Origin of the sequence: Kineosporia babensis, assembly GCF_021129305.1 — a bacterium.
Lineage (GTDB): Bacteria > Actinomycetota > Actinomycetes > Actinomycetales > Kineosporiaceae > Kineosporia > Kineosporia babensis.
Genome location: NZ_JAJOMB010000031.1, coordinates 62,437 through 85,490, shown reverse-complemented (window position 1 = coordinate 85,490; position 23,054 = coordinate 62,437). Strand labels below are relative to the sequence as shown.

Below are 23,054 nucleotides of genomic sequence, written 5' to 3'. Positions count from 1 at the left end.
AGGAACGTGCGGAAAGCCAGCGAGCACTTCTTGCTGGCCATCGCCTGAACCAGCCGGTCTCCAGGGTAAGCACTGACCGATGCGCCGCCAGGACTTGACTCCGAGGTCTTCGCCACGTACTCCGGAACGGCGAAGACCTGCAAGTCGTGTGCCTTTTCGCAGGAAGCACTCTCGAACTGCGAGACGGTGGGATTTGCCTGCGACAGCGGCTTAATCAGATTCAAGCAGTTGCCCGGCTCAAGGCTGGTAGCCCACTTCGACTCAGGCTCGTCCGATGAACATCCGCCGACGAACGCAGCCAGAAGAACCGCCGCGGCCGACCACTTCAGCCTTCCCCTCACGCCCGTCCCCCGAACCGCAATACCTTTTGCCGGCTTCGGAAGCTAGCAGCCGACCAGGGTCAGAGCCGCACGAACACACCGGAGTGGCCCGACCTCACTGAGCCACTCCGGCGAATGACGACCTCTCAGAACGGCCAGTCCTGCGACCTACCCGCCTCGATCAGCGGGATCATCGCAAACGCGGCATCGCTCAGCCCACCGAACACGTGCCGGTTACGGCTACCCGAAGGCGTGTGCCCGATCTGATACCCGGCCAGGTTCCAGGTGTACATCGGCACCTGTGCAGGCACCGCCCGGTCCACGTCCTGGCCTTGCGCCACCTGTTCGTCGGTCACCACGATCACCCGGTCATGACCGGCGTAGTGCTCCTGCAGCGCAGCGGCGGTGTAGGTGCCGCCCAACTGCTCGAAGCGGTCAAGCACACGCAGCACCGACTCGCTCCGGCCGAACGTGACCCGCCGGCTGGACGAACCGAACTGCACCAGGTCGGCCCGCCGAGCCCGGACCGCCAAGGCCGTACCGAAAATGGCGGCAGCGTCGGCCCGGAGCAAGTCCGAGCGCCGCGAAAGCCGTGACCACATCGACACCGAGCGATCGACCAGGATCAAGGTACGGCCCGGCAGAGCAGGGACGTTGGCCAGGCTGTGGTTGAGCGCCTGCTCCAGCGGCTCGGCCCAGCGTGATCCGGACGCGGCCCGCGAAGCAGCCAGGAACCGGAACGGCAACTGGCGTGAGCGGGCGATGCGCTGCGGGTCGGTGAGCATGGCGATGACCGGGGCGACGTCCGAAGCGGCCAGGTCGGCCTTGTCGAAGTTGCGCAGGTTACGCAGCCGGGCCATGAAGCCCATCGACGGCAGCACCGCCCGCCAAGCCGCAGCATCCATCGGGCCGCCCAGCCAACCGGACAGCTCCTCCCAGGTGAACCCGGCGTCCTTCAGCAAGCTCGCAGCGTTCGCACCGCGCAGGACGGAAGAACGCTCAGAAGAAGGAATCTGGTCCAAGGCGAGGTTGGCGCGGATCATGGGCAACTGTGAAAGGTCGGCACGAACGTCCTCCGGGTGGTGACGGCGATCCAGCAGGTACTGGTACAGCTGGCCCTGCCAGGGAGCCCGCGCCGCAGGGTGCGTCAACTCAATCACGTCGCCCAGGCGGATGGCGTGGCTCTTGCCGTCGTACTTCAGCGCCGCGTACTCGGTGAACAGCCGGTCCACAGCATCCGCAACGCCCCGCTGAACCCCGCCCGGCAGCGTTACCCGACCGGTACGCAGCTTCCAGTAGCCGATGAACTCGCCCGGCTCGTCCGCACGCTGCAGCGCACTGGAGATCACCGAGCGAACCGAAGGCGCTTGCGCCCGCACAGAATCCGGAGCAGTACGCAACGTCAAGGCATATTCAGCAGCCATGACCAGAGCAGCCGACCGCATGTTCATCGGGCCCCGCAGGTACGGAACGAAACGCGCCACCCACGAGGGGTCATCGAGCGTCACGGCCTGCACCAGATCCTGGAAACGCTGGTCCCGCTCGCCCGCGCCCTCGTAGAACGTGTTCTCGGAAACCATGTTCGTCACGGCCAGCAGGAACAGCTCGGACTTGGCGTCGCGGTGGTAGCCGAGCCCGCCCTCATAGGTACGAGCAGTACCGTCGCTGCGCGGCCGCGAAAGCAACGCAGCCTTCGACGAGAACTTGGTCATGGGATTTCCTCGATAGGACGTGCTCACAACCGGGTTCCGAGATCCGGGGCGACGAAGGAACATGCTGCTCTGCCAGTTGAGCTACGCCGGGATGAGGTCCCGGCGGCGGGACTCGAACCCGCAACCCGCCGATTAAGAGTCGAAGTAACCCGCGTCTGCGCTTCGGAACTCGGTTGTGAGCACGAGATCGTTGTCGGCGAGAGGTTCTCACCGGCGCTTCGTGCTGGGAACAAGAGTCACAGGACGAGCACCGGCGCGGCAAGCCAATTAGTGCAGTGCCGTGGCCGCTTCGACGATGCCGCGCAACGACGTGAGGGTGTCGGCCAGGAGATCGCTCAGGGGAGTGTCGTTCTCGGGCCGAGTCCAGCGCGAGTCGGCGGCCTGCAGAATCACGGCACCGGCGCCGGCGGTCAGGAACGCGGCATCGGCATCGACCCCGCGCTCACGCAGGGCAGTGGCGATCGCGTCGATGAGGCCGGCGCGTTTGCCCTCATCGCGTTCCCGTAGCTCCGGGGTGGCATCGATGATCTGTCGCCGACGAGCAGACAGCGCCTGGTAGCCGTCGAGCACGTTTCCGGCCGCGGTCTGAAGGCCGTGCATGACCGCGTCCAGGGGGCTCGCTTCGGCCGGGGCCGCGACGATGCTGCGGGTGATCGTCCGCAGGAGCAGTTCGGCGGTCGCGCCGAAGATCACCTCGTGCTTGGTGGCGAAGTGATTGAAGAAGGTGCGCTCGCTCAGGCCGGCGCGGGCCGCGATCTCGGCGGCGGTGGTGCCGGCGTAGCCCTGTTGCTCGAAAAGGGTCAAGGCGGCTTCTTGGAGCCGCCCGGCGGCGTTCGGCTCCCAGCGAGGCATGTGGCTCACCCTACCTCGATTGCAGTCACTGAAATCAGGGAGTAGCGTCAACTGCAGTCACTGCAGTCACTGCAATCACCATGGGAGAGATCATGCATGTCTTCGTCACCGGTGCGTCCGGCAGCCTTGCCTCGGCCGTCCTCCCAGAGCTGATCGCTGCTGGTCACACCGTGACCGGCCTGGCCCGCTCGGATCGGGCGGCCGCCATCGTGCAGGCGCTCGGGGCGCAGGTGCGCCGTGGGGATCTGGCCGATCGAGAAGGTTTGGCGGCCGCCGCGACTGAGGCGGACGGGGTCATTCACCTGGCGTTCGATCACGGTCTGCAGGCATCTGGCGACCTGGCGAGCGCGCTGGAGATCGATCTGCAGGCCATTCAGGCCATGGGTTCGGCCCTGCGCGGGACTGGCAAGCCGTTCATCGGCACGAACGCGACCGGTTCCCTGGCGATGGCCGGCTTCACCGGCGTCCTCAATGAAACAGTCACTTTGGAAGCCGGGCCTCGGATCGATGCCGAAAACGCCCTGATCGCAATGCAGAACGACGGCGTGCGAGCTGCGGTGGTGCGTCTGCCCCCGACGGTGCATCACGAAGGGAGCTACGGGTTTGCTTCCAGGCTGATCGAGATCGCTCAGAAGCATGGTGTGTCCGGGTACCTGGGCGACGGTGGCAACCGCTGGCCGTCTGTGGACGGACGTGATGCGGCCCGCCTGTACCGGCTTGCCCTGGAGTCGGCCCCGGCTGGATCGCTGCTGCATGCTGTTGCCGAAGAGGGCATTCCCCTCCGCGAGATCGCTGCAGCCATTGGCGAGCGTCTGGGCATTCCTGTCGCTGCCGCTGCACAGGATGAACACTTCGGTTTCCTGAAGGAGTTCGTCGGCCTGGACAATCCGGTCTCCAGCCGAGCTACACAAGAGACATTGAAGTGGACACCCACTCATCCGGGTCTCTTGGCCGAGCTACGCCGCCCGCAGCGAAGCGTGCTCAACGTCGGCCTTGATCCACGGTTCCTGGTCGATTCTGAGTGGCGGCGCCGGAACTTCCCGACGGTCGATGCAGCACAGATCACGGCCGGGATCGAACGTTCGGCTGCGGAGCTGACGCAGATGGGAGTGAGCTTCGACAGTTGCCTTCTGAAGAATGACTCCGACGCCGAGGACGAGTTCCGCAACACGGTGCGTTCCCGGCGCTACGACGTCATCGTGATCGGAGGTGGGGTGCGACTGGATCCCGCCATGACCCCGCTGCTTGAGCAACTGGTCAACATTGCCCGCCAGGAAACGCCTTCCTCAGTGATCGGTTTCAATACCGGGCCGGACACCACTGCGGCAGCCGTTCGGCGGGCGCTCTCACTGCACTGAAGGCAGGCGCGTCTGGACGAGCGCCGGCCCGCCCAGACGCGCAGCACAACCAGCACTACCGAGCAGCGTGCGGTGCCCCCATGCCCGGATCGACCTGGGCCGGGCCGTCCAGCGAAGGCGCCACCGGGAAGTCAAAGATCGCCGTAGGCAAGTACACCGTTGCGCAGGCGTTCGGAATATCCACCACCCCCGAGAACCGCCCCTCGATCGGCGCAGCCCCCAGAATCAGATAGGCCTGCTCCGGTGAGTACCCGAACTTGGTCAGATAGTCGATGGCGTGCAGACAAGCCCGCTGATAAGCCAACTGCGAGTCCAGGTAACGCTGCTCACCGTCCAGCGTCACCGAGGTCCCCGAGAACGCCAGCCAGTCCGAGTACACCGGACCCTCGTTCCCCGGCATGAAGATCGCGTTCTCCGAAACCCCGTACGTACTCATCCCGTCCGGGATCAGATCCACCCGCAGATCGATGAAACCGCCCATCTCGATCGCCCCGCAGAAGGTGATCTCCCCGTCCCCTTGCGAGAAATGCAGATCGCCCACCGAAAGATTCGCCCCGTCGACGAACACCGGATAGAACACCCGCGAACCGCGCGTCAGGTTCTTGATGTCCTGATTGCCGCCGTTCTCCCGAGGCGGTGCGGTGCGGGCCGCTTCCGCCGCGGCCCGATCAAAAGCGTCTCCAGTCAACGAACCAAGGACGGCATCGGTTGGCAACGGCGGCAGGGCCAGGGGCGGGACACGGTTGGGATTCGTTGCGATCAGCGCGCCTTCGCGCGCATTCCACTTGGACAACAGGGCCGCGGACGGCGCGGTTCCCATCAGACCCGGATGCATGATGCCGGTAAACGAAACCCCCGGAACATGACGCGAAGTGGCCACGTGCCCGCTGAAATCCCAGATGGCCTTGTAGGCGTCGGGGAACTGCTCGGTGAGGAACCCACCGCCGTTGTCGGTCGGGAAAATACCTGTGTAGCCCCAGCCCTGGCCGGCCAGCGGCCCCGAGTCCTCCTGCGGGATCGGCCCGACGTCAAGGATGTCGACCACCAGCAGATCACCCGGCTTGGCGCCCTCGACCGCGAACGGGCCGGACAGGCAGTGCACCGTGCTCAGCGGGGCGTTCAGGATGTCCTCGGCCGAATCGTCGTTGCGGATCGCGCCGTCGAACCACTCACGCACATGCACCCGGAACTCGTCGCCCGGCCGCACTGTCACAGCGGGCGGGATATCCGGGTGCCAGCGGTTGTGGCCCACCTTCTCCTGGTCGGTGAAACGCTTCGTCGAGTCGAGGGGATACAGCAGTTCGGGCATGTAGATCCTCCTTCAGAACACGAATCAGGGACGGGGCAGCCGGCTGTGACGGGGATCGCGGCTGATGCGGTGGTCGGCTCGGGAAGGGGGCTGTCGCACGACGCCGGGCTCGTGGGCGGTGCGCTGGGTGGCCTCAACAGCGCGAGTGATGGGGGAGGAGCCGGGTCCGGGAGAGCCGCCGGGACGACGGGCGGCGGTCAAAGCGCAGCGTGGACAGGCCAGCGAATCCGGCACGGTACTCATCGGGAAGGAGCGGTCGAACGAACCGCAGGCGTTGCAACGGAATTCGTACAGGGGCATGACACCTCCGAGATCAGCTGCTCACCTGGTAGCAGATCATCGGGGTGTCCCGTTGGCAAGGAATTCGGGTGATGTTGCGCCGACGTGAACTTCTGGGCCCGGAGTGCCGGCGTTGGCTCACGGCCGTGGGGTCACAGCTCCCAGCGCTCTGCGGGCAGGTGACCGGTGGCCAGGTCATCCAGGGCAACGGCAATTTCCTGGCGGGTCAGCACGTACCGCGCCGGGTAGTCGATGGCTTGTTCGCCCACGGTCAGATCGACGGTCTCGTCGGTGTCGTCGTCATCGGATTCGCTGACGGTGACGGCGTTGACGACGCGGCCGGGACTGGTGGCGGTCAGGATGTAGTGGCCGTCGCCGCCGCCGATCATGAGGTCCCAGCTTCCGATCCGCCGGGAGGCGAGCGTGTTCGAGACGCCGTCCAGGGCATCGACGGCCTGGGCGATCTCATCCAGTTCGGGGGACATGGCCGGACGGTACAGCAGGATCAGCGGGGCGAGCGCATCCACTCGGGCAACAGTTCGTACAGGTGGCGCGCAGCCTTGGAACGGTTGACCTCCGGCCCACCGTGCAGCATGGCCGCGTAGAAGCCCTCGACCGCCGAGGCGACGTAGATCTCCTCGGCGCCCACCGCGTCCTCTGGTTTCTGGGCCTGCTCGGCGCCGAAGTGCGCCCGGTAGTCGCGCAACTGCTGCGAGATCACGTCGGCGATGCCGCGCAGGCCGGTGGGGGAGCGCCAGTCGGAGGCCAGCAGGTACAGGCCGCGGTGGCCGCTGAGCCACTCCAGCGTGCGGTCGATGGTTCGCAGGGCGACCTGCTCAGGTGCGTCGCCGGCCTTCCGGGAGGCCTCGTCGTCGCTCATGATCTCGCGCATGCCGTTGCCCAGCGCAGCGGTGGCGGCCTCGGGCAGCGAGGTGAAGTGGTTGTAGAACGAGGTGCGGTGCACGGCCGCAGCCTTGGTCAGCGAGCCGACCGACACCTGGGCCAGGGCCTCGTCGTCCAGCTCGAGCAGGGCCTTCAGCAGCGCTGTGCGCGTGCGCACCCAGCGGGGATCGTCGTGCGGGGGCGCGGCCACGGGCTCAGCATAAGTCCCCACCTCCGGAGTCTTGCAGCGACGAAACCGCTACGTCACCGGTCCCACCGTGCCCGTCGGTGCGGGCGCGACCCTGCGCTAGCCGAGCTCCGCAGATGCGGGCTGTCTTAGAAAATGGGCCCGCATCTGCGGAAGGGCAACAAAATCAAGAGCCAGGGGTCGCCCGAAGAAGCCGAATCGTGCTCTGATTTAACGTGCTTCAACAGGGTCTTCGTGCCCTACCTGTGCCAGCCTGTCCCCCGGAAACGCCCAACGGAGAGCTTTTAGGGAACGAAACATGCCGTCCATCCTTGACCGCGAGCGCACTGTCGCCCCGCCCGGGTACAACCGGTGGCTCGTGCCGCCGGCCGCCCTGGCTGTCCACCTTTCGATCGGCGAGGTCTACGCGTTCAGCGTGTTCAAGGGCCCGCTGGTCACTCACTTCGACTCCAGCCTGACCGCGATCGGCGTCGTCTTCTCGATCGCCATCGTGATGCTGGGCCTGTCCGCCGCGTTCGGCGGCACCTGGGTCGAGCGCAACGGCCCGCGTAAGGCCATGGTCGTCTCGGCCCTGTGCTGGGTCAGCGGCTTCCTGGTCGCCTCGCTCGGGGTCACCACCAACCAGCTGTGGCTGGTCTACCTGGGCTACGGCGTGATCGGCGGTATCGGCCTCGGTATCGGCTACATCTCCCCGGTCTCCACGCTGATCAAGTGGTTCCCGGACCGTCCGGGTCTGGCCACCGGCCTGGCCATCATGGGCTTCGGTGGTGGCGCGCTGGTCGCCTCCCCGCTGACCAGCGAACTGCTCGGCCGTTACGCGGACGCTCCGGAAGACGCGATCGCGCCGACCATGCTGACCCTGGCCGCGATCTACGCGGTGATGATGGCGCTCGGCGCCTGGGTGATCCGGGTTCCGGCCGCCGACTGGGCGCCGAAGGGCTACACCTCGGCCTCGGCCGTGGTCGCCGCGGCCCGCCGTCCGGGGCTGGGCGTGGGTGGCCCGGCCGACATGAGTGCCAACCAGGCGATCCGCACCCCGCAGTTCTGGCTGCTCTGGACGATCCTGTTCTGCAACGTCACCGCGGGCATCGGCATCCTCGAGCAGGCCGCGCCGATGATCCAGGACTTCTTCGCCGACGTGGACGCCACCGAGGCCGCGGGCTTCGTGGGGCTGCTGTCGCTGTGCAACATGGCCGGCCGGTTCGTCTGGTCGACCACCTCCGACACCATCGGCCGTAAGCCGATCTACGCCATCTACCTGGGCGTGGGCGCGGCCCTGTACCTGGTGCTGTCGCTGGCCGGGACCAGCAGCGTGGGCCTGTTCGTGGTCACCGCCTGCGTGATCCTGAGCTTCTACGGCGGTGGCTTCGCGACCATCCCGGCCTACCTGAAGGACCTCTTCGGCGGCTTCCAGGTCGGTGCCATCCACGGCCGTCTGCTGACCGCCTGGTCCGCGGCCGGGATCGCCGGCCCGCTGGTGGTCAACGCGGTGGCGGACGCCCAGATCGCCGACGGCAAGGAGGGCGCGGACCTGTACACGCTCTCCTTCACGATCATGGTCGGGATCATGGTGGTCGGTTTCATCGCCAACGCCCTGGTCCGCTCGATCGGCGCACCGGCCGCCAAGCCGGCGGCCTCGGCCGAGGCCGAGGTCAAGACCGAGTCCTGACCTGAACTTCACAGAAAGCGAGGCAGAGCGATGAGCGAAGAAGTGAAGCCCGCGGGCACCCAGAGTGCGGCGATCGCGGCCGTGGCCCTGTGGGTCATCGTCGGGGTGGCCCTGGCCTACGGCATCTCCGAGACCCTGCAGAAGGTGACCGCCCTGTTCGGGTGAGCCGACCGCAGTAGCCGCCGGCGGACGTCCTTGATTGAGGACGCCCGCCGGCTCGCGTTTGGGCGGTTCAGTCGGGCAGCTCCCGTAGATCAGGCAGGAGCCGTAGAGGGACGAGTTGGCCGTTGTGGGGATATTCGTCCCCTGCCTCTTTGGGCAGAACGGGGTAACTGGCGTTCCGGGTGCCCGGATCCGGCCTCGTTCAGGCTCCTGATCTGCAGTCATGAACGCAGGTCCAAACGGGCTACGGGGCCCGGAAGGGCAAGGTGGGACGTGTTCTTGTTCAGCAAGCAGTTCGTGGTCGCGACCGCTGAGCGGGCGATCAAGACGGCGGCGCAGAGCGCCGTGGCCGCGATCGGCACCACGGCGGCCCTGGAGGATCTCAACTGGGAACTGGTCGGCGGGATCGTCGGCCTGGCCACGCTGTTGTCCGTGCTGACGTCGATCAGCAGCAACGGGATCGACGGGCCGGGGCCGTCGCTGGGGGCCGAGCGGCTGGCGCCGGTACCACCGGCCGCGGTCGTGCCGCCGGTGGCCGAACCGGCGCCGGTCGTGCCGTCGGTGCCTGCGCAGGCGGCTGCGGTGGTTCAGCCTTCGGTCGAGAAGGCTTGAGCGAGTTCCGGCTGAGCGGGTCTCACTGGGGATGAAACTCGCTCAGCCGGAACAGTTACGGCGCGTGCACGGTGTCCTGCTGCACCGGGGGAGCGGGATCGCCCGGGGGAGCGGTGTCCCCGTGGCCGGGCCACCAGGCGGCGTGCCCGAACAGCGCGGTCAGCGCCGGGGTGAAGAACATCGACATCACGAACGCGGCGATCACGATGCCGAACGAGACCGCGAAGCCCATGGTGGTCAGCAGCGAGTTGCCGGCCAGCATCAGCGAGGCGAAGGTACCGGCCAGGATCACCCCGGCGGCGGCGATGGTCGGCCCGGCGTGCTCGACCGCCTTCGCCGCCGCGTCCCGCGGGCTCAGGCCCTCCCGGGCCTCTTCCCGCAGGCGCGCCACCATCAGGATGTTGTAGTCGGTGCCCAGCGCCACCACGAACAGGTAGATGTAGATCGGCAGCAGGAAGATCAGGCCCTCTTCGCCCTGGATCTGCTGGAACAGCAGCACGGTGGCGCCCAGCGTGGCGGCGAAACCCAGCCCGACCGAGAGCATCAGGTACCAGGGCGCAACCAGGCTGCGCAGCAGGACCGCCAGGATCAGGAAGATGATCGCGGCGGCGACCGGGAAGACCACCGAGTAGTCCCGGTTCATCGCGGCCTGGAAGTCCACGAACACGCCCGCGGTACCGGCCACGTAGGCAATCGTTCCCTCGGGGGCGGCTTCGTCCACGGCGGGGCGCAGCTCGTCCTTGACCGTGGAAAGTGCTGCGTCCGAGGCGGAGTCGTCGGCAAGGATCGTCATGATCATCGCGGTGCTCGCGTTGTCCGGAGAGATCACCGGCGGGGTCACCTGACCCACACCCTCGACTTCGGCGACCTTGCTTGCGAAAGCCTGTACAACGTCTTCAGTCAGGGGTTGTCCGTCACTGGAATGCAGCACGATCGGTGTGGGATCGGTCGCCCCGGCGCTGAAGCCCTTCTCCTCCATCGTCGCGGTGGCCACGGCCGACTCCACGTCGGCGGCTGAGCTGCTCTCGCCCAGGTCGAAGCTGGGCTGGAACTGCAGGGCGAACACCGACAGCACGATCAGGAAGGCGCCTGATCCGGCTGCGTACCGCACCGGGTGCCGGCCCAGCGAGGCTCCGACAGCAGCGAAACGGGTGCCGCGTGGGGGGTCCTGCCACTTCCGGGACGGGAAGAACAGGGCCCGGTTCAGCACCGTCACCGAGGCGGGTACCAGGGTCAGCGCCGCGATCGCGGTGACGGCCACCGCGATCGCCAGCGAGGGACCGATCGACCGGAAGATGCCCAGGGTGGACAGCAACAGGGTCATGAAGGCGACGAACACCGCGCCGCCGGCCGAGGCGATGGCCTCACCGGCGCGCTCGATCGAGCGTGCCACGGCAGCGCGGTGCTCGATGCCGTCGCGGCGGGCCTCGCGGTAGCGGTACAGGAAGAACAGGATGTAGTCGGTGCCGATCCCGAACAGCACCACGATCAGGATGACGCTGGTGGACGGGTCGTGGTTGAGGTCGAAAGCCTTTTCCACGAACGAGATCAGGCCGCCGGCCACGGCCGAGACGATGCCGACCAGGACCAGTGGCATGAAGGCGATCAGCAGGCTGCGGAAGATGATCCCCAGCAGCACCACGATCAGCGCGATGGTGGCCACGAAGACGATGGCCTCGGCGTTCTGGCCGGACTCGGTCTGGTCGTAGGCCTGGGCCAGGGCGCCGGTCACGCCCTCGTTCAGGCCGCTTCCCTCGACCGCGCTGCCGACCTGCTCACGCAGATCCTCCACCTGCTCCAGATCTTCCGGGTCCTGCCCGGTCACCCCCGGGGCCAGGCCGATGTTGACGATCGCGGCCTCGGCGCTGGGCGAGGGCACCGGCTCGGCGATCGTGCCGAACGCGTCGCCCAGGTCCAGGCCCTGGCTGATCTCGGCGATCCTGGCCAGGTCGGCCTCGGTCAGCGCCGAGCCGTCGCTGCGGTCGAAGACCACGGTGGCGCCCGCCTGCTGCTGTTGCGGGAACGCCTCCTCGATCAGCTCGTACCCCTTGATCGAGTCGTACGTGTTGGGAAGGAAATCCGCCTGGTCGGTGGTCGCGGTGACGGTCGGCGCGGTGGCCACCACCACGATCGCGAACACCACCCAGCTGCCGAGAACCCACCACGGCCGTCTGGAAACCAGGTGCCCCAGCCCTCTGAATACGCGCGTCACTACCCACCCCTGTCATCGCACGCGCATCGCGTGCACAGTGCCGCGCCCGTCAGGTACGCGACAAAAGCCCCATAACAACAGCGGCGACTCTATCCAGATCCCAGGATCAGAACCGCTGGATTTACGCAAGAGCCGTCCGCCGACCAGCATGACCCCGCCGGGTGGTTGCGGGGCAGTCCAGGGCCGACGGAGCTGGGGCATCGGAAACAGGTGGTAGCGATATCCGCAGATGAGCGCAGGCGAGCTGAACCGACGAATATGGACAAAAGCTCTGCGCGGGAACGTGCAGATCGTTACAATCTGCCCCCGGAGTCCGGGAAAGGCAGCAACTGATGGCACCATGCTCTGGTGCCTGCCCCGTCTTCCCTGTTCAGCAGCGACCCCGACGAGGTCGTCGGCTACCGGATCCTCGGCCGGCTCGGCTCCGGTGGGCAGGGGGTCGTCTTCCTCGGGGTTGATCCGGCCGGCGAGCGGGTCGCGATCAAGATGCTCCGGGTCGAGGACGAGGACTCACGGGCACAGCTGGCCAAGGAAGTTGCCGCCGCCCGCCGGGTGGCCCCGTTCTGCACCGCGCAGATCCTCCGCTTCGATCTCCAGGCGCCCGCGCCCTTCGTGATCAGCGAGTTCATCGAGGGTCAGTCGCTGAAGGAACAGGTGGCCGAGCGGGGGCCGTTGTCCGGACCGCGGTTGCAGCGGCTGGCCATCGGTACGGTCACCGCGCTCGCCGCGATCCACCAGGCGGGGGTGGTGCACCGCGACCTGAAGCCGGCCAACGTGATGATGAGCCCGGAAGGGCCGCGGGTGATCGACTTCGGGGTCGCCCGCAACCTGTCCAACCTCACCACCCAGGCGAGCAAGCTGTTCGGCACCCCGGCGTACATGTCCCCGGAGCAGGTGAGCGGTGAGCGGGTCGGCCCGGCCACCGACCTGTTCTCGTGGGCGTCGCTGATGGTGTTCGCCGCCACCGGCCGGGCCCCTTTCGAGGCCGAGCACGCGGTGGCCAGTATCAACAAGGTCGCCAACCAGCAGCCGGATCTCAGCGGGGTGCCGCCGGAACTGCTGCCGGTGCTGCGGGGATGCTTCAGCAAGGACGCCGCTGACCGGCCCTCCGCCCAGGAAGCCCTGGGCCTGATGCTGGGCCAGTCCTTCGGTTCCCAGCCGCCCAACACCTCGGCCGTGCTCGCGGCGGGTGCCGAGTTCGCCGAGGCGATGACGGACCCGGGCGACGTGACCCGGGCGGCTCCGATCAAGGAGGACGCTCCGACCTGGGCCCGGGGAACCGCCGCGGCCGTTGCCGAACCGTCCGACGACCAGGTAGTGGCCGTGCCTCGGCCGCGCAGCCGGAAGTGGCGGAAAGCGGCCATGATCGGCGTGCCGGCGCTTCTGGTCGCCGGTATCGGGGTCGGGGTCGGCCTGAACGCGTCCGGCTCGGTGAACGGCGCAGGCAGCAACGAGGCAACGGTGATCACGCCACCGAGTGCTACGGCCACGCCTTCCGAAGAGCCCACGGCCACCAAGGCGGCCAAGGCCTCGCCGACCCAGACCAAGGGGGCCGGGGGAGCAGCCACCGCAGACAACGACGACGGCGACGGCAACGAAGACGGGAACGGCAACGACGTCGACGACGGCAGTGACAACGGCAAGGCCGCCGACACCCCCGAGGCCTCGAAGACGTCTCCATCGGCTCCGCGGACGACGGACGCCCGGCCGGCCGGCACCCTGCCCTCCGCGCTGGCCGGAACCTGGCAGGGCGTGGTCACCCAGCGCTCATCCTCGGTGGACGACTGGCAGTGGATGGTCGAACTGGACCTCAAGGCCGGGAAGAAGAAGACCGGTGTGATGAACACCGACCTGGGCTGCTCGTCCCAGCTGACGGTGACCAAGGCCAGTGGTGACACGGCCGAGCTCCGGGCTCCGATCCGGCCGGAGGACGATCCGGACGGGGTCTGTTCGGAGCTGGGGATCGTCTCGATCGAGCTGAACCCCAGCTCCGACACGATGGACTTCGTCTTCCAGGACACGGAGGACCCGACCAACGTCGGAAATGCCACCCTGTCTCCGGCGAGCTGAAGGCGCTACCGGCCCACGGTCGTACCGAAGGCCTGGACGGTGCGCCGGGCCACGGCCAGGGGATCGGAGTTCCAGATCTCCTGGTTGAAGATCTCGACCTCGATGTCACCGGTGTAGCCGGCCTTTTCGACCAGGGCGGTGATACCCGCGAAGTCGATGTGCCCCGCACCCATCATCCCGCGCGACAGCAGCGCATCGCCCGGGAACGGTGTGATCCAGTCGCAGACCTGGTACGAGGCGATCCGCCCCTGAGCCCGCGCGAGCTGCTCCGCCAACGTCGGGTCCCACCAGACGTGGAAGGTGTCCACCACCACCCCGGCCACGTCTGGCGAAAGGTCCTCGACCAGGTCCAGCGCCTGGCCCAGGGTCGAAACCACGCCCCGGTCGGCCGCATAGAGCGGGTGCATCGGCTCCACCGCCAGCACCACCCCGGCGCCGGCCGCGTCGATGGCCAGCTCGGCCACCGCATCACCGGCCCGGGCGCGAGCCCCGGCCAGATCGCGATCACCCTCCGGCAAGCCACCGGCGACCAGCACCAGCACCGGCGCCGAGCCGGGGGCGCCGGCCTCGGCCAGAGCTGCTATTTCCTCGATGGCCCGGCGGTTCTCGTCCAGTGCCTGGGAGCGCAACGCTGGGTCGGAAGCGGTGAAGAACCCACCTCGGCACAGGCTGGAGACTCGTAGGCCGGAGTCGGCGACCATGGCCACGGCCTGCCGCAGCCCGACATCGGCCACCGGCTCCCGCCACAGGCCGATCGAGGAGATGCCCGCTTCCTGGGTCACCGACAGGGCGGTGGCCAGATCGGCGTACTTGACCGTGGCCTGGTTCAGGGAAAGACGATCGGACGAGGTCATGCGGGCACCTCCACCCCGTGCAGGGCCAGGAAACGGTTCCAGCGATCGGCCGCCAGCGCCGGGTCCTCCAGCGCACCCACCGACCCGGCCAGCTCGACCAGGTGTGACAGGTGCGGCAGGCTGCGGGCGCCGTGCAGGCCACCGACCATGGTGAAGGCCGGCTGGTGCCCGTTCAGCCAGGCCAGGAAGGCGATGCCGGTCTTGTAGTGGAAGGTGGGCGCGGCGAACACGTGCCGGGCCAGCTCTTCGGTGGGGCCGAGAATGCGCCGGTACTCCTCGGCATCGCCCGCGTCCAGTGCCTGGATCGCGGCGGAGGCGTGTGGGCCTAGGGCAGCGAAGGCGCCGAGCAGGGCGTCGGAGTGATGCGTTCCGTCACCTTCGATCAGCCCCACGTAGTGGTAGTCGTCGCCGGTGAACATCGCGGCAGACTGGGGGAGCTGGGCTCGCAGGGTGATCTCGTGGTCCGCGTCGAGCAGGCTCATCTTGATGCCGCGGATCTTCTCGGCGTTCTCGGAGATGATCCGGGCCACCACATCGATCCGCCCGGCCACGTCCAGTTCCGGCCCGAAGTAGCCGGCCAGCTGGGGGTCGAACGCCTCGCCGAGCCAGTGCAGCACGACCGGTTTACCGGCCCGCGCCAGCACTTCCCGGTACACCCGCTCGTAGTCGGCCGCCGAGGTGGCGGCACGGGCCAGATGGCGGGAGGCCATCAGGACCACGCCCGCGCCGTGGTCCTCGGCATGTTCCAGTTGCTTGAGGTAGCCGCTGATCACGCCTTCGAGGCCGACGTCCTCGGTGAGGTGGTCGGTGTTCACGCCGACCACGAGCGCGCCCCCTTCGGAGCGGGCCTCGGCGGCGCTGCGGGCGATGAGCTCGCGTACGGCCACCGGGTCGAGGCCCATGTTGCGCTGGGCGGTGTCCATGGCGTCGGCCACGCCCAGACCCCACGACCACAGGTGGCGCCGGAACGCCAGGGTGGCGTCCCAGTCGATGTCGGCCGGAGCACCGGGAACGTTCTCCCCGGTCACTTTCGGAACAACGTGTGCGGCGGCGTACGCGGTGCGTGATTGCAGCGGGGTGGTCGGCTTCTGAAAACTAGGGACGTCGGCGAGGGTTCGGGTGCCCACGGTCCCGTTTGCGCTGAGGGTGGCGATGCGCGGCATCAGGCGTCCTTACCCAGTGCCGGCAGCTCGATCCGGCGGCCGGTCCGGGAGCTCTCCAGCCCGGCCTCGGCCAGCCGCACCCCGCGGGCGCCGGCCAGCAAGTCGTAGGAGTAGGGGGCGTCCTCGGCCACGTGCCGGACGAACTGCTCCCACTGGGTGCGGAAACCGTTGTCAAAGGTGTCGTTGTCCGGCACCTCGGCCCAGTCGGTGAAGTAGTCGTGGGTCTCGGCCAGGTCGGGGTTCCAGACCGGCTTCGGGGTGGCGGTGCGGTGCTGGGCGCGGCAGCCGAACAGCCCGGCCACGGCGCTGCCGTGGGTGCCGTCGACCTGGAACTCGACCAGTTCCTTGCGGTTGACCCGCACCGCCCAGGAGGAGTTGATCTGCGCCAGCACGCCACCGGCCAGCTCGAACACCGCGTAGGCGGCGTCGTCGGCGGTGGCCGGGTACTCCTGGCCGGCCTCGTCGACCCGGGTGGGCACGTGCGTGACGGCCCGCGCGTAGACCGCCTCGACCGGGCCGAAAAGGTTCTCCAGCACGTAGTTCCAGTGCGGGAACATGTCCGCCACGATGCCGCCGCCGTCCTCGGCGCGGTAGTTCCAGCTGGGCCGCTGCGCGGGCTGCCAGTCGCCTTCGAACACCCAGTAGCCGAACTCGCCGCGGATCGACAGGATCCGGCCGAAGAAGCCAGACTCCACCAGGCGGGCGAGCTTGCGCAGGCCGGGCAGGTACAGCTTGTCGTGCACCACGCCGTTCTTGACGCCTGCGCTCCGGGCCAGTGCGGCCAGTTCCAGGGCTTCGTCGAGGGTGCCGGCGGTGGGCTTCTCGGTGTAGATGGCCTTGCCGGCGGCGATCGCCTGCTTGATCGCCGCGACCCGGGCCGAGGTGATCTGGAAGTCGCCGTAGATCTGCCAGCGCGGGTCGCTCAGCGCGGCGTCCAGGTCGGTGGTCCAGTCCGGGATGTCGTGCTGCTTGGCGATCTCGGCCAGCTTGGACTCGCTGCGCCCGACCAGGAGCGGCTCGACCTGCACCCGGCTGCCGTCGGCGAGCAGGACGCCACCGGCCTGGCGGATCGCCAGTACCGAGCGCAGCAGGTGCTGGCGGTAGCCCATGCGCCCGGTGACGCCGTTCATGATGATCCCGATGGGGTCGTGTGCCATGCCGACTCCTGTGTAGACGTAGCTGATGTCTCGCGCGCCGAGGGCGTTCTCGCGGGTGGCGGCGCCGGCCGCCGGCCGGGTCCAGCGATCCTGGGCACCCCTGCCGGGACGTCCGCCGCCGGTCTTCGCGGTAAACGCTTTCCAGCAGATTGGCAGCCGCCGCCGCGTCGGTCAACCACCGGCGCCAGGAGGGGCGCCGAGCGGGCCGACCTGCGCCTGCACGGCCCCTTTCCATCGATGCAATCAGGGTCGATTCCCGCACGGATGTCCGGATCGGGGCCGAAAATTGGTGCCTGAGCATTGCGGGGGGACACGTGAGCTGCTTCACTGGGTGCCGCGCTGGATAGCGCTTTCCCCTGCGGCAACGTGGCTTGGCAGGTAAGGAGGTCGGCCTTGAGTATGGTCAGTGAGTTCCGGGCGCTGAGAAAGGCCCCCGGAGGCTCAGGGCAAAAGGGACGGGTGAACTCCCGTGACGGTAGGGCCGCCGCCGTCTTCCTGGCTCCCTGGGTAGTAGGTCTGGTCGTGATCACGGCCGGCCCGATGCTGATGTCGTTGTATCTGTCCTTCACGGACTACAACTTGCTCAGCAATGCGAATTTCACCGGGCTGGAGAACATCCAGCGGATGCTGGACGACGACCGGCTGGTCAAGTCCCTCACGGTGACGATGGTCTACGTGTTCGTCTCCACCCCGATCCAGCTGGCGGTGGCCCTCGGCCTGGCCGTGGTGCTGGATCGCGGTCTGCGGGGCCTGGCCCTGTACCGCTCCATCTTCTACCTGCCCTCGCTGCTCGGCTCGAGCGTGGCGGTGGCGATCCTGTGGAAGCGGGTCTTCGGCGTCGACGGGCTGTTCAACCAGTTCCTGGCGCTGTTCGGGATCGACGGCCCGGGCTGGATCTCCTCGCCCTCGACCGCGCTGTCGACGCTGATCCTGCTGCACGTATGGACTTTCGGTGCTCCGATGGTGATCTTCCTGGCCGGTCTGCGGCAGATCCCCCGGGAGTTCTACGAGGCCGCAGCGGTCGACGGGGCCTCGAAACGTCAGCAGTTCCGGCGGATCACGCTGCCGCTGCTGTCGCCGATCATCTTCTTCAACCTGGTGCTCGGGATCATCGGCGCGTTCCAGTCGTTCACCCAGGCGTTCATCGTCTCGGACGGCCGCGGCGGGCCGAGTGACTCGACCCTGTTCTTCACGCTGTACCTGTACCAGCAGGGTTTCCAGAACTTCAACATGGGCTACGCCTCGGCGCTGGCCTGGCTGCTGCTGATCATCATCGCCGCGTTCACCGCGATCAACTTCTGGGTTTCGAAGTACTGGGTGTTCTATGACAACTGATGCCTCGGTGGCCCCTCACCTCGACGCGCCACCGCCGAAGAGTCCCTCCGTGTACGAGGTCCCGCCGCGCAGCCTGCGCTCGCGTGCCGGTTCCGTGCTGCGGCACGCGCTGCTGATCCTGGCCGCTTTCGTGATGCTGTACCCGTTGCTGTGGATGGTCGCCAGCTCGCTGCGGCCCGACAGCGACATCTTCAACAGCTACGGCCTGTTCGTGAACACCTTCGACACCACGCACTACCCGGACGGCTGGAACGCGCTGGCCATGCCGTTCGGCAGCTACCTGCTGAACTCGGCGATCGTGGTGCTCGGGGCGATCGTCGGCAACCTGGTCTCCTGCTCGATGGCCGCCTACGCCTTCGCCCGGCTGGAGTTCCCCTACAAGCGCACGGCTTTCGCGATCATGCTGCTGACCATCATGCTGCCCGTGCACGTGGTGATCGTCCCGCAGTACATCCTGTTCGCGAACATGGACCTGATCAACACGTTCGTGCCGATGATCCTGCCCAAGCTGCTGGCCACGGACGCGTTCTTCATCTTCCTGATGGTGCAGTTCATCCGCGGCATCCCGCGCGAGCTGGACGAGGCGGCCCGGATCGACGGCGCCGGTCACGCCCGGATCTTCCTGCGGATCATCCTGCCGCTGATGGTGCCGGCCCTGGCCACCACCACGATCTTCACCTTCATCTGGACCTGGAACGACTTCTTCACCCAGCTGATCTTCCTGACCGACCCGGACCTGTACACCGTCCCGGTCGCGCTGCGCTCGTTCATCGACGCCCAGGAGAACAGCTCGTTCGGTGCCCTGTTCGCGATGAGCATCGTGTCCCTCGTCCCCATCTTCCTGGTGTTCCTGTTCGGTCAGCGCTACCTGATCCAGGGCATCGCCACCACCGGAGGCAAGTAAATGAGCACCCGCTTCTCCCGCCGCGTCCTGTTCGGCGGCGCGATCGCCGCGGCCTCGGCCGTGGTCCTGGCCGGCTGCGGGGTCGGTGAGGAGACTGCCGACGTGGCGCTGTCGAACGAGGAGGTCACGCTGCGCTTCTCCTGGTGGGGCTCGGACTCCCGGCACGAGCTGACCAACCAGCTGATCGACGCGTTCGAGAAGGAGAACCCGAAGATCAAGGTGAAGGGCGAGTTCAGCGACTGGGTGGGTTACTGGGACCGGATGGCCACCACCTTCGCGGCCAACGACGCGCCCGACATCGTCCAGATGGACGAGCTGTACCTGCGCACCTACGCCGACCGCAACTCGCTGCTGGACCTGGGCAAGACCACGGAGTTCCTGAACACCGACGGTTTCAGCGACGTCTCGCTGGCCGCCGGTCAGGCCGGCGGCACGCAGTACGCGCTGCCGATCGGCAACGGCTCGCTCTCGGTGGTGGCGAACAAGACGGTGCTGGACGAGCTCAAGATCGACCTGCCCGACGACAAGACCTGGACCTGGGACGACTACGCGAAGATCTCGGCCGAGATCTCCGAGAAGTCCGGCGGCAAGGTGGTCGGTTCCGGCATCGTCGGCTCCGAGGCCTCGCTGATCAGCATCTACGCCCGGCAGCAGGGCGGCTCGCTGTTCGACGACAACGGCAAGGTCACCCTCAAGCCCGAGCAGCTGACCCCGCTGTGGCAGATGAACAAGGACATGGCCGGCAAGGGCATGCCCTCGGCCGAGGCCACCGCCGAGCAGATGAGCGCCCCGCTGAACCAGACCTGGCTGGTGCTGGGCAAGCAGGCGTTCAACTTCAACTACAACACCCAGATCACCTCGCTGCAGGCCGCCGCCCCGGACCAGGAGTTCGTCCTGCTGCAGATGCCGCAGAGCGCGGGCTCGGACCAGACCGGCTTCTACTACAAGCCCTCGATGTACTGGGCGATCTCGGCCCGTACCGAGCACCCGGCCGAGGCCGCCAAGTTCCTCGACTTCCTGGCCAACTCCGAGACGGCTGCGAAGATCCAGGGCACCGACCGCGGGATCCCGGCCAACGAGGACTCGCTGGCCGCCATCCGCCCCGACCTGGACCCGTCCTCGGAGCTCGCCGCCAAGTTCAACGACCAGGTCAAGGACCTGGTCCAGGACCCGCCCGCGCTCACCCCGGCGGGCGCCAGCGACATCAACGCGATGATCCAGCGGCAGGCCCAGGAGGTGCTGTTCGACCGGGCCACCCCGGAAGAGGCCAGCACGAAGTTCATCGAGGAACTCACCGCCGCCGTCGACGCCGCGGCCAGCTGACCGGCGGCCGGTCGGGCGGCTGATCCGAGCCGCCCGACTGCCCCCACCCGGCACCTGACCAGAGCTGTTCAGCACTAGCCGGCTCCATCCGTCCCCCGTTCGAGATCGGTTCTCCGGAAACACGTTCGGCATCCATCCAGTAGCAAGGGCATCGCCACCAATGGAGGTAAGTGATGACCACCCGCTTCTCTCGTCGCACCCTGCTGGGCACCACGTTCGCCGGGCTCTCCACCCTGGCGCTGGCCGGCTGCGGAGTAGGTGAGGACACCGCCGACGTGGAACTGTCGAACAAGGAGGTGACCCTGCGCTTCGCCTGGTGGGGCTCGGACTCCCGGCACGACCTGACCAACCAGGTGATCCAGGAGTTCCAGAAGGAGAACCCCAAGATCAAGGTGAAGGGGGAGTTCGTCGACTGGGTGGGCTACTGGGACCGGATCGCCACCACCTTCGCTGCGAACGACGCCGCCGACGTGATCCAGATGGACGAGCTGTACCTGCGCACCTACGCCGACCGCGGCTCGCTGATGGATCTGGCCAAGGTGAAGGAGTACCTGGACAGCAGCGGCTTCAGCGAGGCCACGCTGGCGACCGGGCAGTCCGCCGGGACCCAGTACGCGCTGCCCACCGGGAACAACTCGCTGGCCGTGGTGGCGAACCGGACGGCCTTCGAGAAGCTCGGGATCGACCTGCCCGACGACAAGACCTGGACCTGGGACGAGTTCGGCGAGGTCTCGGCCGAGATCAGCGCCAAGTCGGACGGCGACGTTATCGGCTCCGGGGCCCTGGGCATGGACTCGGCGCTGCTCAACATCTACGCCCGCCAGCACGGTAACTCGCTGTTCGACGACGAGGGCCAGGTGACCCTCAAACCCGAGCTACTGGCCGAGTTCTGGGACCGGAGCATCCAGCTGGCGGGCAAGGGCCAGCCCTCGGTGGAAGCCTCGGTCGAGCAGCTCACCGCCCCGCTGAACTCGAACTTCCTGGTGCTGGGCAAGCAGGCGCTGAACTTCAACTACAGCAGCCAGCTGCCCTCGCTCCAGGCCGGCAACCCCAAGGCGGAGTTCGTGCTGCTGCAGATGCCGCAGAGCGCGGACGGCAGCGCCACCGGTTACTCCTACAAGTCGTCCATGTACTGGTCGATCGCCTCCCGCACCGAGCACCCGGCCGAAGCCGCCAAACTGGTCGACTACATGGTCAACTCGCCGGTCGCCGCCAAGATCCTCGGCACCGACCGGGGGATCCCGGCCAACGCGGACACGCTGGCCGCGATCCGCTCCGACCTGGATGCGCCGTCCGAGGCCGCAGCCAAGTTCAACGAGCAGGTCGAGCCGCTGATCGAGCCGCCGCCGGCGCTCACCCCGGCCGGCGCCAGCGACATCAACGCCATGCTGCAACGCGCCGCCCAGGAAGCCTTCTTCGGCCGGCAGTCCACCGCTGAAGCCGCACAGAAGTTCGTCGACGAACTCACCACCGCCGTGGACAACGCCGCCAGCTAAAGCCAGCAACCCCGTCCCCAGTTTCAAACCACCGATACAGCAACAGGTTCCGCAGCAAGCCAGGAGGAGATTCATGCCCAGCGGCAAGTACCGGGTCGCGATCATCGGCGCGGGCGCCATCGCCGGCGCCCACCAGCAGGCATACGAAGCTCAGCGCGACAGAGCCGAGATCGTCGCGGTGGTGGACGTGGATGCCGACCGCGCCAAGGCCTTCGCCACCAAACACGGCATCGCCCAGACCTACACCGATGTCGCCTCCATGCTGGAGCAGGCCCGCCCGGACCTGGTCTCGATCTGCACCCCGCCGATCGCCCACCGCGAGGCCGTGCTGGCCTGCCTTGCGGCGGGCGCCTGGGTGTGGTGCGAGAAGCCGCCGGTGCTCTCGCTGGCGGAGTACGACGAACTCGCGGCCGCCGAAGGCCCTGAAGGCCCCTACGTGGGCTACGTGTTCCAGCACCGGTTCGGTTCTGCCGCCAGCACTTTGCGCAAGCAGATCGCCGAGAAGACGCTGGGACGCCCGCACGTGGCGGTCTGCCACACGCTCTGGTACCGCGACACCGACTACTACGCGGTGCCGTGGCGGGGCAAGTGGGAGACCGAGGGCGGCGGCCCGGCGATGGGCCACGGCATCCACCAGATGGACCTGATGCTCTCGCTGCTGGGCGACTGGCACGAGATCCGCGCGCTGATGGGTACTTTGGATCGGGACGTACAGACCGAGGACGTCTCACTCGCCTCGGTCTCGTTCGCCAACGGGGCGATGGCCTCGGTGATCAACAGTGTGCTCTCGCCCCGGCAGGAGAGCTACCTGCGGTTCGACTTCGACGACGCCACGGTCGAGGTCTCGCACCTGTACGGGTACGACAACTCGAACTGGAAGTGGACTCCCCGCGACGGAGTTCCGGCCGAGACCGCCGCCGGCTGGGCGCCTTCGGAAGATCTGGCCAGCTCGCACGTGGCCCAGCTGGCCGTGTACCTGGACGCGCTGGAGGCCGGGGAACGACCGCCGGCCAGTGGTCACGACGGGCGCCGCACCATGGAACTGGTCACCGCGCTGTACCAGTCGGCGATCACCGGTAAGCCCGTGCTGCGCTCGGAACTGGTGCCCGGTAACCCCTTCTACACCCAGCTCGACGGCGGCGGCCGCTACCAGCCTTCCCGTCTCGGCGCCTGAACC

The 23,054-nt window shown here is 67.7% G+C and carries 20 protein-coding genes and 1 pseudogene; 10 read left to right on the top strand and 11 right to left on the bottom strand.

Annotated elements, in window-relative coordinates; genetic code table 11:
• The 3 genes and pseudogenes from LR394_RS37480 to LR394_RS37470 all read right to left on the bottom strand — a co-directional run.
• Positions 1 to 341, bottom strand: a pseudogene (locus tag LR394_RS37480) (hypothetical protein); the annotation flags it as partial.
• Between the two features lie 125 nt (positions 342 to 466).
• Entirely contained in the window at positions 467 to 2,032 is a 1,566-nt protein-coding gene (locus tag LR394_RS37475) for a TROVE domain-containing protein (RefSeq protein ID WP_231449456.1), read from the bottom strand.
• Positions 2,033 to 2,299: 267 nt separating this feature from the next.
• Positions 2,300 to 2,884, bottom strand: coding sequence for a TetR/AcrR family transcriptional regulator (locus LR394_RS37470; RefSeq protein ID WP_231449455.1), 585 nt, complete (start codon positions 2,882 to 2,884; stop codon positions 2,300 to 2,302).
• 92 nt (positions 2,885 to 2,976) lie between these two features.
• Here LR394_RS37470 and LR394_RS37465 point away from each other — a divergent pair, with 92 nt between their 5' ends.
• A complete protein-coding gene (locus LR394_RS37465; protein ID WP_231449454.1) occupies positions 2,977 to 4,242 on the top strand; it encodes an SDR family oxidoreductase in 1,266 nt (421 codons plus the stop codon).
• 55 nt (positions 4,243 to 4,297) lie between these two features.
• Here LR394_RS37465 and fmdA read toward each other — a convergent pair whose 3' ends face one another.
• From fmdA to LR394_RS37450, 4 genes are all read right to left on the bottom strand, one after another.
• Complete coding sequence (gene fmdA / locus LR394_RS37460; protein WP_231449453.1) at positions 4,298 to 5,551, bottom strand: formamidase; 1,254 nt, start codon at positions 5,549 to 5,551, stop codon at positions 4,298 to 4,300.
• Between the two features lie 24 nt (positions 5,552 to 5,575).
• Positions 5,576 to 5,851, bottom strand: a complete 276-nt coding sequence (locus LR394_RS43830; protein ID WP_407937196.1) for an FmdB family zinc ribbon protein — start codon at positions 5,849 to 5,851, stop codon at positions 5,576 to 5,578.
• Between the two features lie 131 nt (positions 5,852 to 5,982).
• On the bottom strand, positions 5,983 to 6,357 hold the full coding sequence (locus LR394_RS37455; protein WP_231449452.1) for a hypothetical protein: 375 nt from the start codon (positions 6,355 to 6,357) through the stop codon (positions 5,983 to 5,985).
• On the bottom strand, positions 6,336 to 6,923 hold the full coding sequence (locus LR394_RS37450) for a TetR/AcrR family transcriptional regulator (protein ID WP_231449451.1): 588 nt from the start codon (positions 6,921 to 6,923) through the stop codon (positions 6,336 to 6,338). The genes LR394_RS37455 and LR394_RS37450 overlap by 22 nt, the downstream gene beginning before the upstream one ends.
• Positions 6,924 to 7,218: 295 nt before the next feature.
• Here LR394_RS37450 and LR394_RS37445 point away from each other — a divergent pair, with 295 nt between their 5' ends.
• From LR394_RS37445 to LR394_RS37440, 3 genes are all read left to right on the top strand, one after another.
• Entirely contained in the window at positions 7,219 to 8,589 is a 1,371-nt protein-coding gene (locus LR394_RS37445; RefSeq protein WP_231449450.1) for an L-lactate MFS transporter, read from the top strand.
• 30 nt (positions 8,590 to 8,619) lie between these two features.
• The gene (locus LR394_RS42460; protein WP_269330416.1) at positions 8,620 to 8,754 is read left to right on the top strand and encodes an MFS transporter small subunit; all 135 of its coding nucleotides are present in this window, start codon (positions 8,620 to 8,622) and stop codon (positions 8,752 to 8,754) included.
• Between the two features lie 270 nt (positions 8,755 to 9,024).
• Entirely contained in the window at positions 9,025 to 9,363 is a 339-nt protein-coding gene (locus LR394_RS37440; RefSeq protein ID WP_231449449.1) for a holin, read from the top strand.
• 55 nt (positions 9,364 to 9,418) lie between these two features.
• Here the strand turns inward: LR394_RS37440 and LR394_RS37435 are convergent, their stop codons facing one another.
• Positions 9,419 to 11,575, bottom strand: a complete 2,157-nt coding sequence (locus LR394_RS37435) for an MMPL family transporter (protein ID WP_231449448.1) — start codon at positions 11,573 to 11,575, stop codon at positions 9,419 to 9,421.
• A 348-nt stretch (positions 11,576 to 11,923) separates the two neighbouring features.
• On the opposite strand from LR394_RS37435, the gene LR394_RS37430 reads away from it, so the two are divergent.
• A complete protein-coding gene (locus LR394_RS37430; protein WP_231449447.1) occupies positions 11,924 to 13,645 on the top strand; it encodes a serine/threonine protein kinase in 1,722 nt (573 codons plus the stop codon).
• A 5-nt stretch (positions 13,646 to 13,650) separates the two neighbouring features.
• Here LR394_RS37430 and LR394_RS37425 read toward each other — a convergent pair whose 3' ends face one another.
• From LR394_RS37425 to LR394_RS37415, 3 genes are read right to left on the bottom strand one after another with little or no spacing between them, the layout of a single operon-like run.
• Positions 13,651 to 14,499 (bottom strand): sugar phosphate isomerase/epimerase family protein, encoded by an 849-nt coding sequence (locus LR394_RS37425; protein WP_231449446.1) that lies wholly within the window; start codon positions 14,497 to 14,499, stop codon positions 13,651 to 13,653.
• Positions 14,496 to 15,662, bottom strand: a complete 1,167-nt coding sequence (locus LR394_RS37420; protein WP_231449445.1) for a dihydrodipicolinate synthase family protein — start codon at positions 15,660 to 15,662, stop codon at positions 14,496 to 14,498. The genes LR394_RS37425 and LR394_RS37420 overlap by 4 nt, the downstream gene beginning before the upstream one ends.
• Positions 15,662 to 16,819 carry a Gfo/Idh/MocA family protein gene (locus LR394_RS37415; protein ID WP_231449444.1) on the bottom strand — a complete coding sequence of 386 codons (1,158 nt, stop codon included), beginning with the start codon at positions 16,817 to 16,819 and terminating at the stop codon, positions 15,662 to 15,664. The genes LR394_RS37420 and LR394_RS37415 overlap by 1 nt, the downstream gene beginning before the upstream one ends.
• Before the next feature lie 399 nt (positions 16,820 to 17,218).
• Between LR394_RS37415 and LR394_RS37410 the strand changes: the two genes are divergently transcribed.
• From LR394_RS37410 to LR394_RS37390, 5 genes are all read left to right on the top strand, one after another.
• Complete coding sequence (locus LR394_RS37410) at positions 17,219 to 18,154, top strand: carbohydrate ABC transporter permease (protein WP_407937197.1); 936 nt, start codon at positions 17,219 to 17,221, stop codon at positions 18,152 to 18,154.
• Entirely contained in the window at positions 18,144 to 19,058 is a 915-nt protein-coding gene (locus tag LR394_RS37405; protein WP_407937195.1) for a carbohydrate ABC transporter permease, read from the top strand. Before LR394_RS37410 ends, LR394_RS37405 begins: the two co-directional genes overlap by 11 nt.
• The gene (locus tag LR394_RS37400) at positions 19,059 to 20,381 is read left to right on the top strand and encodes an ABC transporter substrate-binding protein (protein WP_231449441.1); all 1,323 of its coding nucleotides are present in this window, start codon (positions 19,059 to 19,061) and stop codon (positions 20,379 to 20,381) included.
• A gap of 173 nt (positions 20,382 to 20,554) precedes the next feature.
• A complete protein-coding gene (locus LR394_RS37395) occupies positions 20,555 to 21,877 on the top strand; it encodes an ABC transporter substrate-binding protein (RefSeq protein ID WP_231449440.1) in 1,323 nt (440 codons plus the stop codon).
• A 73-nt stretch (positions 21,878 to 21,950) separates the two neighbouring features.
• Positions 21,951 to 23,051, top strand: coding sequence for a Gfo/Idh/MocA family protein (locus LR394_RS37390; protein ID WP_231449439.1), 1,101 nt, complete (start codon positions 21,951 to 21,953; stop codon positions 23,049 to 23,051).
• Positions 23,052 to 23,054: the final 3 nt, after the last annotated feature.

Coding starts and splice junctions, on each gene's coding strand:
- fmdA (WP_231449453.1), bottom strand. CDS start 5,551: ATGCCCGAACTGCTGTATCCCCTCGACTCGACGAAGCGTTTCACCGAC.
- LR394_RS37465 (WP_231449454.1), top strand. CDS start 2,977: ATGCATGTCTTCGTCACCGGTGCGTCCGGCAGCCTTGCCTCGGCCGTC.
- LR394_RS37415 (WP_231449444.1), bottom strand. CDS start 16,819: ATGGCACACGACCCCATCGGGATCATCATGAACGGCGTCACCGGGCGC.
- LR394_RS42460 (WP_269330416.1), top strand. CDS start 8,620: ATGAGCGAAGAAGTGAAGCCCGCGGGCACCCAGAGTGCGGCGATCGCG.
- LR394_RS37420 (WP_231449445.1), bottom strand. CDS start 15,662: ATGCCGCGCATCGCCACCCTCAGCGCAAACGGGACCGTGGGCACCCGA.
- LR394_RS43830 (WP_407937196.1), bottom strand. CDS start 5,851: ATGCCCCTGTACGAATTCCGTTGCAACGCCTGCGGTTCGTTCGACCGC.
- LR394_RS37425 (WP_231449446.1), bottom strand. CDS start 14,499: ATGACCTCGTCCGATCGTCTTTCCCTGAACCAGGCCACGGTCAAGTAC.
- LR394_RS37395 (WP_231449440.1), top strand. CDS start 20,555: ATGACCACCCGCTTCTCTCGTCGCACCCTGCTGGGCACCACGTTCGCC.
- LR394_RS37400 (WP_231449441.1), top strand. CDS start 19,059: ATGAGCACCCGCTTCTCCCGCCGCGTCCTGTTCGGCGGCGCGATCGCC.
- LR394_RS37390 (WP_231449439.1), top strand. CDS start 21,951: ATGCCCAGCGGCAAGTACCGGGTCGCGATCATCGGCGCGGGCGCCATC.
- LR394_RS37445 (WP_231449450.1), top strand. CDS start 7,219: ATGCCGTCCATCCTTGACCGCGAGCGCACTGTCGCCCCGCCCGGGTAC.
- LR394_RS37470 (WP_231449455.1), bottom strand. CDS start 2,884: ATGCCTCGCTGGGAGCCGAACGCCGCCGGGCGGCTCCAAGAAGCCGCC.
- LR394_RS37475 (WP_231449456.1), bottom strand. CDS start 2,032: ATGACCAAGTTCTCGTCGAAGGCTGCGTTGCTTTCGCGGCCGCGCAGC.
- LR394_RS37410 (WP_407937197.1), top strand. CDS start 17,219: ATGGTCAGTGAGTTCCGGGCGCTGAGAAAGGCCCCCGGAGGCTCAGGG.
- LR394_RS37405 (WP_407937195.1), top strand. CDS start 18,144: ATGACAACTGATGCCTCGGTGGCCCCTCACCTCGACGCGCCACCGCCG.